Origin of the sequence: Streptomyces sp. NPDC001532 (assembly GCF_040298625.1) — a bacterium.
Classification (GTDB): domain Bacteria; phylum Actinomycetota; class Actinomycetes; order Streptomycetales; family Streptomycetaceae; genus Streptomyces.
Genome location: NZ_JBEPAL010000040.1, coordinates 47,893 through 62,280, shown reverse-complemented (window position 1 = coordinate 62,280; position 14,388 = coordinate 47,893). Strand labels below are relative to the sequence as shown.

15 protein-coding genes, 1 pseudogene and 2 riboswitches are annotated in these 14,388 nt (G+C 72.2%); of the genes and pseudogenes, 10 read left to right on the top strand and 6 right to left on the bottom strand.

Annotated elements, in window-relative coordinates:
- Positions 1-40 precede the first annotated feature (40 nt).
- The 5 genes from ABT232_RS29745 to ABT232_RS29725 all read left to right on the top strand — a co-directional run bounded on the left by ABT232_RS29745 (position 41) and on the right by ABT232_RS29725 (position 5,084).
- Complete coding sequence (locus tag ABT232_RS29745; RefSeq protein ID WP_351845455.1) at positions 41-1,288, top strand: L,D-transpeptidase; 1,248 nt, start codon at positions 41-43, stop codon at positions 1,286-1,288.
- 160 nt (positions 1,289-1,448) lie between these two features.
- Entirely contained in the window at positions 1,449-2,708 is a 1,260-nt protein-coding gene (locus ABT232_RS29740; RefSeq protein ID WP_351845453.1) for a L,D-transpeptidase, read from the top strand.
- A gap of 89 nt (positions 2,709-2,797) precedes the next feature.
- On the top strand, positions 2,798-3,565 hold the full coding sequence (locus tag ABT232_RS29735) for an enoyl-CoA hydratase/isomerase family protein (protein WP_351845451.1): 768 nt from the start codon (positions 2,798-2,800) through the stop codon (positions 3,563-3,565).
- Positions 3,566-3,827: 262 nt separating this feature from the next.
- Complete coding sequence (locus tag ABT232_RS29730) at positions 3,828-4,331, top strand: ATP-binding protein (protein ID WP_351845449.1); 504 nt, start codon at positions 3,828-3,830, stop codon at positions 4,329-4,331.
- Positions 4,332-4,448: 117 nt separating this feature from the next.
- Positions 4,449-5,084, top strand: coding sequence for an ADP-ribosyltransferase (locus ABT232_RS29725; RefSeq protein ID WP_351845447.1), 636 nt, complete (start codon positions 4,449-4,451; stop codon positions 5,082-5,084).
- Here ABT232_RS29725 and ABT232_RS29720 read toward each other — a convergent pair.
- A complete protein-coding gene (locus tag ABT232_RS29720; RefSeq protein WP_351845445.1) occupies positions 5,038-5,715 on the bottom strand; it encodes a GNAT family N-acetyltransferase in 678 nt (225 codons plus the stop codon). The two genes, ABT232_RS29725 and ABT232_RS29720, sit on opposite strands and share 47 nt — an antisense overlap.
- A gap of 47 nt (positions 5,716-5,762) precedes the next feature.
- On the opposite strand from ABT232_RS29720, the pseudogene ABT232_RS29715 reads away from it, so the two are divergent.
- The 3 genes and pseudogenes from ABT232_RS29715 to ABT232_RS29705 all read left to right on the top strand — a co-directional run bounded on the left by ABT232_RS29715 (position 5,763) and on the right by ABT232_RS29705 (position 7,481).
- Positions 5,763-6,409: pseudogene (locus ABT232_RS29715) on the top strand (helix-turn-helix domain-containing protein).
- 50 nt (positions 6,410-6,459) lie between these two features.
- Positions 6,460-6,672, top strand: coding sequence for an EF-hand domain-containing protein (locus ABT232_RS29710; protein ID WP_351845443.1), 213 nt, complete (start codon positions 6,460-6,462; stop codon positions 6,670-6,672).
- Positions 6,669-7,481 carry an NADPH-dependent F420 reductase gene (locus ABT232_RS29705; protein WP_351845441.1) on the top strand — a complete coding sequence of 271 codons (813 nt, stop codon included), beginning with the start codon at positions 6,669-6,671 and terminating at the stop codon, positions 7,479-7,481. Before ABT232_RS29710 ends, ABT232_RS29705 begins: the two co-directional genes overlap by 4 nt.
- A gap of 1 nt (position 7,482) precedes the next feature.
- Here the strand turns inward: ABT232_RS29705 and ABT232_RS29700 are convergent, their stop codons facing one another.
- The 5 genes from ABT232_RS29700 to gcvT form a co-directional block, all read right to left on the bottom strand.
- A complete protein-coding gene (locus ABT232_RS29700; protein WP_351845439.1) occupies positions 7,483-8,025 on the bottom strand; it encodes an MOSC domain-containing protein in 543 nt (180 codons plus the stop codon).
- A gap of 32 nt (positions 8,026-8,057) precedes the next feature.
- Positions 8,058-9,425 (bottom strand): L-serine ammonia-lyase, encoded by a 1,368-nt coding sequence (locus tag ABT232_RS29695; protein WP_351845437.1) that lies wholly within the window; start codon positions 9,423-9,425, stop codon positions 8,058-8,060.
- Between the two features lie 63 nt (positions 9,426-9,488).
- Entirely contained in the window at positions 9,489-10,751 is a 1,263-nt protein-coding gene (gene glyA, locus ABT232_RS29690; protein ID WP_351845435.1) for a serine hydroxymethyltransferase, read from the bottom strand.
- Positions 10,752-10,765: 14 nt separating this feature from the next.
- The gene (gene gcvH / locus ABT232_RS29685; RefSeq protein ID WP_351845433.1) at positions 10,766-11,143 is read right to left on the bottom strand and encodes a glycine cleavage system protein GcvH; all 378 of its coding nucleotides are present in this window, start codon (positions 11,141-11,143) and stop codon (positions 10,766-10,768) included.
- A 120-nt stretch (positions 11,144-11,263) separates the two neighbouring features.
- Positions 11,264-12,382, bottom strand: coding sequence for a glycine cleavage system aminomethyltransferase GcvT (gene gcvT, locus ABT232_RS29680; RefSeq protein ID WP_351845431.1), 1,119 nt, complete (start codon positions 12,380-12,382; stop codon positions 11,264-11,266).
- A 47-nt stretch (positions 12,383-12,429) separates the two neighbouring features.
- Positions 12,430-12,541, bottom strand: a riboswitch (glycine riboswitch).
- Positions 12,542-12,641, bottom strand: a riboswitch (glycine riboswitch).
- A 179-nt stretch (positions 12,642-12,820) separates the two neighbouring features.
- Between gcvT and ABT232_RS29675 the strand changes: the two genes are divergently transcribed.
- Both ABT232_RS29675 and ABT232_RS29670 read left to right on the top strand, forming a co-directional pair.
- Positions 12,821-13,489, top strand: coding sequence for an AAA family ATPase (locus ABT232_RS29675; RefSeq protein ID WP_351845429.1), 669 nt, complete (start codon positions 12,821-12,823; stop codon positions 13,487-13,489).
- Between the two features lie 70 nt (positions 13,490-13,559).
- On the top strand, positions 13,560-14,354 hold the full coding sequence (locus ABT232_RS29670) for an enhanced serine sensitivity protein SseB (RefSeq protein WP_351845427.1): 795 nt from the start codon (positions 13,560-13,562) through the stop codon (positions 14,352-14,354).
- The last annotated feature ends 34 nt before the right edge of the window (positions 14,355-14,388 follow it).

Genomic DNA, 14,388 nt, shown 5'->3' with positions numbered 1-14,388 from the left:
TCACGTTTCCCCAGGGCCGCCGCCGTCGTTGGACACTTTTGTGAGGCACGTACAAGGGCGCGCACGGCGCGCGAGGGCCGCACTGGCCGCCGTAGTGACATGGGCAGGACTGCTGGCCGGGACCGTCGGCTGCACCGGAGAGGCGCCGGGCGCGGTCGGTCTGGGAGGGCTGGGCAAGCCACCGGCCCCGCAGGACGTCGTCCGGGTGCATCCGGACGACGGCAGCAAGGGCGTCAGACCCGACACGGAGCTGGCCGTCCGGGTGCCCGGCGGCCGGCTGGAGTCGGTGAAGGTGACGAAGACCCAGGACGCCCGAAGGACACCGGTGCCGGGCCGGATCTCCGCGGACGGCCGGCACTGGGAACCGCACGACGACCGGCTGGCGCTCGCCGCCGAGTACACCGTCGACGCGGTCGCGGTCGACGCCGAGGGCCGCCGCTCGGCCCGGCACACCACCTTCACCACCTACGTCCCGAAGGAGCGCTTCATCGGGTACGTCAGCCCGGAGGACCGCGCCACGGTCGGCACCGGCATGATCGTCTCCCTGGAGTTCAACCGGGAGATCCGGCGCCGCGCGGCCGTGGAACGCGCCATCCGGGTCACCTCGGAGCCGGCCGTCGAGATCCGCCCGCACTGGTTCGGCGACGGCCGGCTGGACTTCCGCCCCGAGCACTACTGGAAACCCGGCACCGAGGTCACCGTCGACCTGCGCCTGCGCGACGTCGAGGCGGCGCCCGGCGTCTACGGTCTCCAGCACAAGACGTTCACCTTCACCGTCGGCCGCAGCCAGGTCTCGGTCGTCGACGCCGCCGACCACACCATGGAGGTCCGGCGCGACGGCGAACTCCTCGGCACCGTGCCGATCACCGCGGGCGCCCCGAAGACCACCACCTACAACGGCAAGATGGTCATCACCGAGATGCTCGAAGTGACCCGGATGAACGGCGCCACGGTCGGCTTCAAGAAGAAGAACGGCAAGGGCGAGTACGACATCCCGGACGTCCCGCACGCCATGCGCCTCACCGAGTCCGGCACCTTCCTGCACGGCAACTACTGGGCCCCGGCGAGCGTCTTCGGCCGCTCCAACGTCAGCCACGGCTGCGTCGGTCTGCGCGACGACAAGGGCGGCGGCTCCGACACCCCGGCCGGCTGGTTCTTCGACCGCAGCCTCGTCGGGGACGTCGTCGAGGTGGTCAACAGCAATGACAAGGTGGTCTCTCCGGACAACGGCCTCGGAGGCTGGAACATGAGCTGGAAGGAGTGGCGGGCGGGCAGCGCCGTGAAGTGACCCGGCGGGGGGAACGGTTGGGACCGAACGGTGACATTTCCGGGGCGTTCACCGCGCTGACCATATGGTTAATATGCGCCGAGCGCGCGGGACGCGCTGGGGAGCGGGCCCGACGGGGCCCGGTGTGGGCCCGGTTCCGGGCCCGTTGAGGGGAGACAACTTGAACGTGCGGCCGATATCGGGGGCGTCGGTTGACGCGCGCGGGGGGCGCGGCGGCAGGGGACTGCTCGCGCTGATACTCGGGGTGCTGCTGCTGGCCGTCACCGCGTGCGGTGGCGGCTCCGGCTCGTCCGGCTCCGGATCGGGTGACGGCAAGGGCGAGGGCAAGGCCTCCGGCTCGGCCGCCACCGAGAGCAAGCAGTCCGAGGCGGTCGTCTCCATCGCCCCGAAGGACGGCGCCGATTCGGTCGACACCAGCGGCGCGCTCAAGGTGAGCGCCGCGAAGGGCAAGCTCACCGAGGTCGTCGTGAAGGACGCCGAGGGCGGGAAGATCGACGGCGAGATATCCGGGGACGGCGCCACCTGGACGCCGTCCACCCACCTGGCCGCGGCCACCACCTACCAGGTGCACGCGGTCGCCGAGGACTCCGCCGGGCGCACCGCCGCCGAGGACTCCAGCTTCACCACCCTGACGCCGCAGAACACGTTCATCGGCACCTTCACCCCCGAGGACGGCTCCACGGTCGGCGTCGGAATGCCCTTCTCGCTCCGCTTCACCCGGGGCATCACCAACCCCGACGACGTCGAGAAGGCCATCGAGATCAAGACCGAGCCGGCCGTCGACGTCGAGGGCCACTGGTTCGGCAACGACCGCCTCGACTTCCGGCCCGAGGCGTACTGGAAGGCCGGCACCAAGGTCACCGTCCGCCTCAACCTCGACGGCGTCGAGGGCCGTCCCGGTGTCTACGGCGAGCAGGACAAGTCGGTCTCCTTCACCATCGGCCGCGAGCAGGTCTCGGTCGTCGACGCCAAGAAGCTGACCATGAAGGTCACGCGGGACGGCAAGGTCCTCAAGACGATCCCGGTCACCACCGGCGCCCCCGGCTACGAGACCTGGAACGGCCAGATGGTCATCAGCGAGAAGCTGACGGTCACCCGGATGAACGGCGAGACGGTCGGCTACGGCGGCGAGTACGACATCAAGGACGTGCCCCACGCCATGCGGCTGAGCACCTCCGGCACCTTCATCCACGGCAACTACTGGGGCGGCGACGCCTTCGGCAACCGCAACGCCAGCCACGGCTGCGTCGGCCTGCGCGACGTGCGCGGCGGCTGGGACGAGAAGGCGCCGGCGGCCTGGTTCTTCGACCAGTCGATGATCGGTGACGTGGTCGTGGTCAAGAACTCCGACGACGCCACCATCGCCCCGGACAACGGCCTCAACGGCTGGAACATGTCCTGGGAGGACTGGAAGGCGTAACCGGCGCGCGATCGCCGCGGACCCGGTGCCGGCTCGGTGTGAGCTACGGCACCGGGTCCGCTGCCGTTAGTCCCCGTTAACCTGCCTGCATGACCGTACATCTCGAAGTCGCGGACGGCGTCGGAACGCTGCGCCTGGACCGCCCCCCGATGAACGCGCTGGACATCGCCACCCAGGACCGCCTCAAGGAGCTGGCCGAGGAGGCCACGCGCCGGGACGACGTGCGGGCCGTGGTGATCTACGGCGGCGAGAAGGTGTTCGCGGCGGGTGCGGACATCAAGGAGATGCAGGAGATGGACCACACGGCGATGGTCCTGCGCGCCCGCGCCCTCCAGGACTCCTTCACCGCGGTGGCCCGCATCCCCAAGCCGGTGGTGGCGGCGGTGACCGGCTACGCGCTGGGCGGCGGCTGCGAGCTGGCGCTGTGCGCGGACTTCCGGATCGCCGCGGAGAACGCCAAGCTCGGACAGCCGGAGATCCTGCTCGGCCTGATCCCGGGCGCCGGCGGCACCCAGCGGCTGGCCCGGCTGGTCGGCCCCTCGAAGGCGAAGGACCTGATCTTCACCGGCCGCCAGGTCAAGGCCGACGAGGCGCTGACGATCGGCCTGGTGGACCGGGTGGTGCCGGCCGACGAGGTGTACACACAGGCGCACGCCTGGGCGGCCCGGCTGGCCCAGGGGCCGGCGCTCGCGCTGCGCGCGGCGAAGGAGTCCGTCGACACCGGACTGGAGACCGACATCGAGACGGGTCTCGCCGTCGAGCGCAACTGGTTCGCGGGCCTGTTCGCGACGGAGGACCGGGCGATCGGGATGCGCAGCTTCGTGCAGGACGGACCGGGCAAGGCGAAGTTCCTCTGAGGCAGAAGTAATTGACGGGGTGTCCGATACGGATCCCTCGATGGGGCGGTTTGTGGAACCCTTGGGGCGACCTTGGGCCCGCCGCGTCGAGGGAGTCCGTCCTTTGCCGTCGATCGAGTCGTCCTCGCAGGTCAGCGGGGCCGCCACCGGCTCCGCTTTGCCTGCGGCACATGCCGATCGAAACGCGCAGGACGAAGCTCCCCGGGGGGCGTATTCGCCGGGAACGGCCCCGGGGGGCGCGCGGGGCGGCCATGATGGGGGCATGGCGGGGCTGGAGGGCATCGAACAGCCGCGGGGACGCGGCCGTGCGACCGCGGCGCGCTGGTCGCCCGCGGTCGAGGACGAACAGGCGCTCAAGGCACTGGAGTCGTACGGCAACCCGACGGAACGGGAAGTCGCGCTGCCGTCCCGCCCCGAGTCCGCGGCGATCGCACGGCGGCTGGCCCAGGTGGTGGTCCTGCGCCAGTGGGGCCTGTCGCCCAAGACGACCGAGGACGTCGTCCTGCTCGTCTCCGAGCTCGTCGGCAACGCCGTACGCCACACCGGCGCCCGTGTCTTCGGCCTCCGGATGCGCCGCCCCCGCGGCCGTATCCGCATCGAGGTCCGCGACCCGTCCCGGGGCCTGCCCTGTCTGATGCCGGTGCAGGAACTCGACGTCAGCGGCCGGGGCCTCTTCCTGGTCGACAAGCTGTCCGACCGCTGGGGCGTCGACCTGCTGCCCCGCGGCAAGACGACCTGGTTCGAGATGCGGGTGGCGGACCGCTGAGCCACTCGCCGGGGCCACCGCCCCCCGGCATCTTCCGCTGACCCGTAGTCAGTTGACACGCCGCCGGGCGGGTGACGGTCCGCACCGCGCCACCCTGGACGGACCATCGTGCACAGCATGATCACTACTCGTGTGCGGCGGCGTGCCGCCGCCGTCCTCTCCCTGTCCGCCGTCCTCGCGACGACCGCCGCCACCTCCCCGGCGTCCGCCGGTGCCGCCGCCCCCGCCTCCGCTCCCGCCTTCGTACGGGCCGCCGCCGAACCCGGCACCTGCCCGGTCCAGTACGACGACAAGGTCAAGGCGGCCGCCGACCGCCGCGTGGACGTCGACCGGATCACCCCGGAGCCGGTCTGGCGCAAGAGCTGTGGCACGCTCTACCGCGCCGACGGCCGCGGCCCCTCGGTGGTCTTCGAGGAGGGCTTCAAGCCCAAGGACGTCGTGAACGGCCAGTACGACGTGGAGCAGTACGTCCTGGTCAACCAGCCCTCCCCGTACGTGTCCACGACCTACGACCACGACCTGTACAAGAAGTGGTGGAAGTCGGGCTGGAACTACTACATCGACGCCCCGGGCGGCGTCGACGTCAACAAGACCATCGGCGACACCCACAAATGGGCCGACCAGGTCGAGGTGGCCTTCCCCGGCGGCGTCGACCGGAAGTACATCATCGGCGTGTGCCCGGTGAACAAGACCACCAAGGTCGAGATCATGAGCGGCTGCGAGAGCAACCCGCACTACGAGGCCTGGCACTGAGCAGCGCCTCCGAGCCCACCGGCCGGTAGCCCGCCGCCTGGAACGCCCGCAGACTGCGGGCGTTCCCCGCCGACACCTGCGCCCACACCGGCTCGCCCCCGGCCAGCTGCCGCGCCGCCGTCGCCAGGGCCCGCCCCAGCCCCCGGTGCCGCGCCCCCTCGGCCACCTCGACCGCCACCTCCAGACGGCCCGCGACGCCCCGGCCGAGCACCAGCAGCCCGCCGTCCGCCGCCCACACCCGCACCTCGTCGCGCCGCCGCAACGAGCTGACCACCCGGGGATGACCGGGGTCGTCGATCCGCCGCAGGGCGACCCGCGGTTCGCCCGGCAGCGGCGCGGCGGCCGTCAGCACGTCGACGGTGTCCATCCGGCGCCCGGTCCGCGCCATGAGCGCCGCGAGGAACAGCGGGTTCATCGTCGCCGCCAGCGCGTCGCAGTCCGCCTCGGTCTCCCGCAGCGCGGCCCGGACCCACTCGGGGTCCTCGTCCGTGAAGACGACCGAGTGCGCGGTGAGGGCGAGCACGCCCGCGTCCCGCCCGGACGGCTGCGCGACCACGGTCGTACGGCCGTCCGCGGGCGGGAAGACGCCCCGCGCCGCCGCGTCGAGTATGTCCCGCAGGCTCCCCGCCACCACCGCTCCTTGAGTCTCCACCCACTGGAAGGCCCAGACTCGCAGACATGATCGACGACGGCACCGGACTTCTCACCATCGGCGAGCTGGCCCGTGCGACCGGACTGACCGTGCGCACCATCCGCTACTGGTCCGACGAGGGCGTCCTGACCCCGGTGACCCGCTCCACAGGCGGCTACCGGCTCTACGACGCCGCCTGCGCCGCCCGCCTGGAGCTGATCCGCACGCTGCGCGAGCTGGGGCTGGGCCTCGACGACGTCCGCCGCGTGCCGGCCGGGGAGCGGACCGTCGCGGAGGTCGCCGCGGCCCATGTCGTGGCGCTGGACGCGCGGATCCGTTCGCTGCGGACGACCCGTGCGGTGCTGTCGACCGTGGCGCGACGCGGCTCGACCGCGGAGGAGATGACGTTGATGAACAATCGTCCCTGTGGTTCGCCCGCCGGCTGATCCAGCTGGCCGGCGCGGCCCGGGCGCGCGGGATCGCCCCGACCGCACCCGAGGCCGACGAGGTGCTGGGCGAACTGCTCGGCGACGCGGATCGGGCGGCGGTGCTGGAGCGCATGGAGTCGGCGTCCCACGACCGCCTCGCCCGCTACCGCGAACTCCTCGGCGTGCTCAAGGGCACACCCGTGCCGGCGCACCGGGAGGAGTTCGCGTGGGTGGTCGCCGCGCTGCGCGCTCGGGCGGGCCGTTAATCTGACCTGCGTCAGTACGACAGCAAGGCATGAGGAAAAGGGGCGGACCGGTGGCCGACATCGAGGAAGCACGCAAGCAGTTCGAGCGGATCGACACGGACGGTGACGGTCAGATCACCGCGGCCGAGTTCAAGACCGCCCTGGCCCAGGGGGGCGACTGGAACGTCACGGAGACGGTCGCCGAGGCGATCATCGCCAGCCGTGACCTGAACGGCGACAGCCTGCTGTCGTTCGACGAGTTCTGGGCCCACCTGAACAAGTGACGCGTGCGCCGCAGGGGCGCCCGTCCCGCACCGGGACGGGGCGCCCCTGCGTCGTCACCCGTACGCGTGATGCCCGGAATAGCCCGCTCCGAGCGGCGGTTGGTGCTCGTCACACGACAGGAACACCGACAGCGGAAAGGCCGGCCATGAAGATCGGCATCATCGGCGCGGGCAACATCGGCGGCAACCTCACCCGGCGGCTCACCGCCCTGGGCCACGACGTCTCCGTCGCCAACTCCCGCGGCCCGCACACCCTCACCGCGCTCGCCGAGGAGACCGGCGCCACCCCCGTCCCGGTGGCGGAGGCGGCCCGCGGCGCCGAGATCGTCGTCGTCACCGTCCCGGTGAAGGCGGTGCCGGACCTGCCGTCCGGCCTGCTGGACGAGGCGGCCGACGGGGTCGCCGTCATCGACACCGGCAACTACTACCCGCGGCACCGGGACGGCCGGATCGCCGGGATCGAGGACGAGGGGCTCACCGAGAGCGGCTGGACGCAGCGGCAGCTCGGCCACCCCGTCGTCAAGGCGTTCAACGGCACCTACGCCCAGGACATCCTCGACCGCCACCGCCCGGCCGGCGACCCCGAGCGGCAGGCGCTGCCGGTCGCGGGCGACGACGAGGCGGCCAAGCGCAAGGTGCGGGCGCTCATCGACGAACTCGGCTTCGACACCGTCGACGCGGGCGGCCTCGACGAGTCCTGGCGCCAGCAGCCCGGCACCCCGGTGTACGGGCTGCGCGCCGGAGTCGAGGGCGTCCTCAAGGCGCTGGCTGAGGCGTCGCCGGAGCGCACCCCGGAGTTCCGGGGCTGAGCTAGACGATCTCCAGCGGCCGGTGCGGTCCGTCCGGCGGCTCGACCCGCACCGGGTCCCCGGGCCGCACCACGCCGCCGGTGAGGACGACGCTCATGATCCCGGCCTTGAAGCGCGTCCCGCCGTCGGCGTCCCGCTCCACGACCTGCTTCATCAGGCCCTTGCGGAACCCGTCGATCTGCGCGCACGGGTTCCGCAGCCCGGTCACCTCGACCACGGCCTCGTCGCCGAGCCGCAGCCGGGTGCCGGTGGGCAGGCCCAGCAGATCGATCCCGCGAGTGGTGACGTTCTCGCCGAGCTGACCGGCGGCGACCTCGAAACCGGCGTCGCGGACCTCGGCGAACAGCTCCTCGTGGATGAGGTGCACCTGCCGCAGGTTCGGCTGCGACGGGTCCCGCTTCATCCGGAACCGGTGCTTCACCGTCGTCCCGGCGTGCACGTCGCCCTCCACGCCGAGACCCGCGAGCAGTGTGATGCCGTCGCGGTTCGGCTTGGAGAAGGAGTACGTGCCGTTGCTGCTGACCGCAGCGATCGTCCCACCCATGCGCACAGGGTATCGAGCGGGTGTGCGCGCGGTCAGCACTCGATGATGTTCACCGCCAGCCCGCCCCGGGCCGTCTCCTTGTACTTGACCGACATGTCCGCGCCGGTGTCCTTCATGGTCTTGATGACCTTGTCCAGGGACACCTTGTGGGAGCCGTCGCCGCGCATCGCCATCCGCGCCGCCGTGACCGCCTTCACCGCGGCCATGCCGTTGCGCTCGATGCACGGGATCTGGACGAGGCCGCCCACCGGGTCGCAGGTCAGACCGAGGTTGTGCTCCATGCCGATCTCGGCCGCGTTCTCCACCTGCTCCGGGGAGCCGCCCAGCACCTCGGCGAGCGCGCCCGCCGCCATGGAGCAGGCGGAGCCGACCTCGCCCTGGCAGCCGACCTCGGCGCCGGAGATGGAGGCGTTCTCCTTGAAGAGCATGCCGATGGCGCCGGCGGCGAGCAGGAAGCGGACCACGCCGTCCTCGTCGGCGCCGGGCACGAAGTCGATGTAGTAGTGCAGGACCGCGGGGATGATGCCGGCCGCGCCGTTGGTGGGGGCGGTCACGACCCGTCCGCCGGCCGCGTTCTCCTCGTTCACGGCCATCGCGTAGAGGGTGATCCACTCCATCGCGTGGGCCAGCGGATCGCCCTCGGCGCGCAGCTGGCGCGCGGAGACCGCGGCCCGGCGGCGCACCCGCAGTCCGCCCGGCAGGATGCCCTCGCGGGACATGCCGCGCGACACGCAGGCCCGCATGACCCGCCAGATCTCCAGCAGGCCCTCGCGGATCTCCTCCTCGGTGCGCCAGGCCCGCTCGTTCTCCAGCATCAGCGAGGAGATCGACAGCCCGGTCTCCTTCGTCAGGCGCAGCAGCTCGTCGCCCGTGCGGAAGGGGTACTTCAGGACGGTGTCGTCCAGCTTGATCCGGTCCGCGCCGACCGCGTCCTCGTCGACGACGAAGCCGCCGCCCACCGAGTAGTACGTCTTGGTCAGCAGCTCGGCACCGGACGCGTCGTAGGCCCACAGCGTCATGCCGTTGGCGTGGTACGGCAGCGCCTTGCGGCGGTGCAGGACCAGGTCGGTGTCGAAGTCGAAGGCGATCTCGTGGTCGCCGAGGAGCCGGATGCGGCCCGACTCCTTGATCTGCTCCACCCGCTCGTCGGCGCTCTCCACGTCGACCGTGCGCGGCGAGTCGCCCTCCAGGCCGAGCAGCACCGCCTTGGGCGTGCCGTGGCCGTGGCCGGTGGCGCCGAGCGAGCCGTACAGCTCGGTGCGGACCGAGGCGACCGAGCCCAGCGTGTCCTCGTTGCGCAGCCGGCGGGCGAACATGCGCGCGGCGCGCATCGGGCCGACCGTGTGGGAGCTGGAGGGGCCGATGCCGATCGAGAACAGGTCGAAGACCGAGATGGCCACGTCAGACTCCTCAATGCGGGTGGTGGCGGGGCACCCGGTGGGGTGCCCCGCGCGGGGTGGTGCTTACTTGCCCACGCTCGGGTAGAGCGGGTGCTTGTCCGCCAGGGCGGTGACCCTGGACTTGAGCGCCTCGGCGTCGTAGGACGGCTTCAGCGCCTCGGCGATCACGTCCGCGACCTCGGTGAAGTCCTCGGCGGTGAAGCCGCGGGTGGCGAGGGCGGGGGTGCCGATCCGCAGGCCGGAGGTCACCATCGGCGGGCGCGGGTCGTTCGGGACCGCGTTCCGGTTGACGGTGATGCCGACCTCGTGGAGCCGGTCCTCGGCCTGCCGGCCGTCCAGCTCGGAGTCGCGCAGGTCGACGAGGACGAGGTGGACGTCGGTGCCGCCGGTGAGGACGTTGATCCCGGCTTCGCGGGCGTCCGGCGCGGTCAGCCGGTCGGCGAGGATTTTCGCGCCTTCCACTGTACGGCGCTGGCGCTCCTTGAAGTCCTCCGAGGCGGCGACCTTGAAGGAGACCGCCTTGGCGGCGATCACATGCTCCAGCGGGCCGCCCTGGAAGCCCGGGAAGACCGAGGAGTTCAGCTTCTTGGCGAACTCCTGCCTCGCCAGGATGATGCCGCCGCGCGGGCCGCCCAGCGTCTTGTGGGTGGTGGACGTCACGACGTCCGCGTAGGGCACCGGGTTCGGGTGGAGGCCGGCCGCGACCAGGCCCGCGAAGTGCGCCATGTCGACCCACAGCCGGGCCTCGACCTCGTCGGCGATCCGGCGGAACTCCGCGAAGTCCAGCTGCCGCGGGTACGCCGACCAGCCGGCGATGATCACCTTCGGGCGGTGCTCCTTGGCGAGGCGCTCGACCTCGGCCATGTCGACCAGGCCGGCCTCGTCGACGTGGTACGCGACCACGTCGAACTGCTTGCCGGAGAAGTTCAGCCGCATCCCGTGGGTGAGGTGGCCGCCGTGCGCCAGGTCCAGGCCCAGGATGGTGTCGCCGGGCTGGGCGAGGGCGAAGAGCGCCGCCTGGTTGGCGGAGGCGCCCGAGTGCGGCTGGACGTTGGCGTACTCGGCGCCGAACAGCTCCTTGACCCGGTCGATCGCGATCTGCTCGGCGACGTCGACGTGCTCGCAGCCGCCGTAGTAGCGGCGGCCCGGGTAGCCCTCGGCGTACTTGTTGGTGAGGACCGAGCCCTGCGCCTCCATGACCGCCAGCGGGGCGAAGTTCTCGGAGGCGATCATCTCCAGCGTGGACTGCTGGCGGCGCAGCTCGGCGTCGACCGCGGCGGCGATCTCCGGGTCGAGCTCGTGCAGGGACGTGTTCAGGACAGTCATCGGTGGCGGGCTCCTCAGCCGGCGGTGTGGGCGGCGTACTCGTCGGCGGAGAGCAGGTCGGCCGGCTCCTCCGCGACGCGCACCTTGAACAGCCAGCCGCCCTCGAAGGGGGCGGAGTTCACCAGCGACGGGTCGCTGACGACGTCGTCGTTGATCTCGGTGATCTCACCGGAGACGGGCGAGTACAGGTCGCTGACGGACTTGGTCGACTCCAGCTCGCCGCAGGTCTCGCCCGCGGTCACCGTGGAGCCGACGGCCGGGAGGTCGGCGTAGACGACATCGCCGAGCGCGTTGGCCGCGAACTCGGTGATACCGACCGTCGCGACGCCGTCCTCGGCGGCCGACAGCCACTCGTGCTCCTTGCTGTAGCGCAGCTGCTGGGGGTTGCTCATGGCCTGAATTCTCCTGTACGCGGGGGAGTGGTGATGAAGAGGGGACTGCCGGCGCCATGCCTGAGCAGCGGGAATGTGCCCGGGTTCACACAGGTGCCGGGTGCGGACCGTGCTCGGTGGCTACTTCTGGCGCTTGTAGAAGGGGAGTGCCACGACCTCGTACGGCTCATGGGTGCCCCGGATGTCCACGCCGACCCCGGACGTGCCCGGCGCGGCGTGCGCGGCGTCGACGTACGCCATCGCGATCGGCTTGCCCAGCGTCGGGGAGGGCGCCCCGGAGGTGACCTCGCCGATCACCTCGCCGCCGGCGACCACGGCGTACCCGGCGCGCGGCACCCGGCGGCCCTCGGCGACCAGCCCGACCAGGACCCGCGGCGGGTTCTGCTCGGCGCGCGCGGCGGCCTCGGCGAGCGCCTCGCGGCCCACGAAGTCGCCCTCCTTGTCGAACTTGACCACCCGGCCGAGCCCGGCGTCGAACGGCGTCAGGGAGGTCGACAGCTCGTGCCCGTACAGCGGCATGCCCGCCTCCAGGCGCAGGGTGTCGCGGCAGGACAGCCCGCACGGCACCAGGCCGACGCCCTCGCCCGCCTTGGTCAGCGCCTGCCACAGCTCCACGGCGTGCTCCGGCTTCACGAACAGCTCGAAGCCGTCCTCGCCGGTGTAGCCGGTGCGGGCGATCAGCGCCGGGACGCCGGCGACGGTGCCGGGCAGACCCGCGTAGTACTTCAGACCGTCCAGGTCGGCGTCGGTGAGCGAGGCGAGGATCCCCGGCGACTGCGGTCCCTGCACGGCGATCAGCGCGTACGCGTCCCGGTCGTCGCGCACCTCGGCGTCGAAGCCGGCCGCCCGCTCGGTGAGGGCGTCCAGCACCACCTGGGCGTTGGAGGCGTTCGCGACGACCATGTACTCGGTCTCGGCCAGCCGGTAGACGATCAGGTCGTCCAGGATGCCGCCGTCGGCCCGGCAGATCATCGTGTAGCGGGCGCGGCCCACGCCCACGGAGGCGATGTTGCCGACCAGGGCGTGGTTCAGCAGCCGCGCGGCCTCGGCGCCGGTGACCGTGATCTCGCCCATGTGGGAGAGGTCGAAGAGACCCGCCCTGGTGCGGACGGCGAGGTGCTCGTCGCGCTCGGAGCCGTAGCGCAGCGGCATGTCCCAGCCGGCGAAGTCGGTCATCGTCGCGCCCAGCGAACGATGCAGGGCATCGAGCGCGGTGTGACGGAGTTCGGAACTGCTCATCGGTCGGTCGTCTCCCAGGGCATGAACGCATGACGGGCGAGGAAAGGTCCTCCCCATCTGTCATCGGAACCTGAGAGGTTCGCCGAGACCCCCGCACGGGGTAGGTCACGGCTTGCACCTTGGGTGGAGCCGCGGCAGCGGCTCGCTTTTCAGATGTGCCTCGCCCGCGCGGTAACGGGGCCTGAGAGATTCAAGGGAGGGACTTGCTCCTTCGGCGCCCCGGCGACACGACTGCCGGGAACTCTCCCGCGCGGATTCAAACGGCCGGTATGCAGTTGGCGGGCTCATCATTGCACGCCGCGCCGGATCGTGGCAGGCCGCATCTGTAACCGTGTTGTGGCGCTCCGCGTACGAAAATGCAAGGCATTGCGTATTACCTTCTCTTTACACTCGACGGGGAGGGGAACTCGTGAACCGCCCCAGGGGAGGACGATCACGGTGAAGAGGACCACGGCGTACGCCACCGGCACCGGCTACGCGGTGCCCGGTCAGTTGGCCGCCCCCGCCGGGGAGGCGTGCGCCCCGCTGCCGTCCCCCGTCGTCCGCGACCTGCGCGAGCGCGCCGGCCGCAGCCCGCGCGCACTGCTCTTCGGCCCCCGCGACCTGGTCGTCGTCACCGGCCTGCCCGGCAGCGGCAAGTCCACCCTGATGCGGCGCACCGTCCGCGGCCCGCGCGTCGACTCCCAGGACACCCGCGACCGCTGGGACACCCGGATGCCCCGCTTCCTGCCGTACGCGCTCTACCGGCCGCTGGTCCGCCTCGCGCACTACGCCGGACTGCGCCGCGCCCTGCGCACCGGCGAGGGCGTCGTCGTCCACGACTGCGGCACCCAGGCCTGGGTGCGCGCCTGGCTGGCCCGCGAGGCCCGCCGCCGGGGTGGCGCCCTGCATCTGCTGCTGCTCGACGTCAGCGCCGAGCAGGCCCTGGCCGGCCAGCGCGCCCGCGGCCGCGGCGTCTCGCGGTACGCCTTCCTGCGCCACCGCTCCGCCGCCACCCGCCTGCTGCGCGCCACCCGCCGCGGCGCCCTTCCGCACGGCTGCGGCTCGGCGATCCTCCTGGACCGCGCCGCGGCGGACACCTTGAGCCGGATCGGGTTCACGGGCTGAGGCCGGGCGCGGCGCCGGGTGCGGTTAGCCTGTGCGGTCCAGGCAGTGGTACGAAGCAGGCGGTAGGCAGATGGACTTCCCGGCGGACTTCTCCGCGGACTTCCCGGCACAGGCGCACCCCCAGCCGCACGGCGGCTGGCCCGGCAACGAGCTGGAGGAGGTGCTGTCCGCCGCCCTCGGCGCGGGACCCGCGGCCGGCGGCCGGATCGTCGAGGTGCTGAGCCGCAGCTTCGTCTGGGTTCCGCTGCCCGGCGGCGGCGGTCCGGACAGCGCCGCCCTCGACCTGCCCGCCGTGGAGATCGACGGCCAGGCCTACGTCCCGGTGTTCAGCTCCGAGGAACAGCTCCGCCAGATCGCCGGCGCCCACATGTCGTACACCATCGCCCCCGCCGTCGAGTTCGCCCGCGGCCTGCCCCCGCAGGCGGGCCTCGTGCTGAACCCCGGTGGCGTCGTCGGCATACCCCTGCCGCCGCCCGCCGTCGCCGAGCTCTGCCGGGCCGGCCGCACCCCGCTGGACGGCCCCGCGGCCGGCGGCCGGGTCCGGCTCTTCGAACCGGACTGGCAGGAGGACCCGGTCGACTTCCTCACCGCCGCCTCCGCCGAGTTCGACGCGACCGGCGTCGTCCTGACCGCCCGCCGCTGCCTCGCCGTCGTCGAGACGGCCGACCCGGTGATGTTCGTCGGCGTCGAACTCTCCCAGTGGGAGGGCGACGTCCGCACCGTGCCCCTGGACGCGCTCGGCCGCGCCCTCGGCGGCACCCCGGTGAAATGGCCCGTCAACCTGATCCTCCTGGACGTCGCCGACGACCCGGTGGGCCACTGGATGCGCGAGCGGGTCCGCCCCTTCTACACCCGGGGGCACTAGCGGGACCCCTGGGGCTCGGGGAACCGCGCGGGCA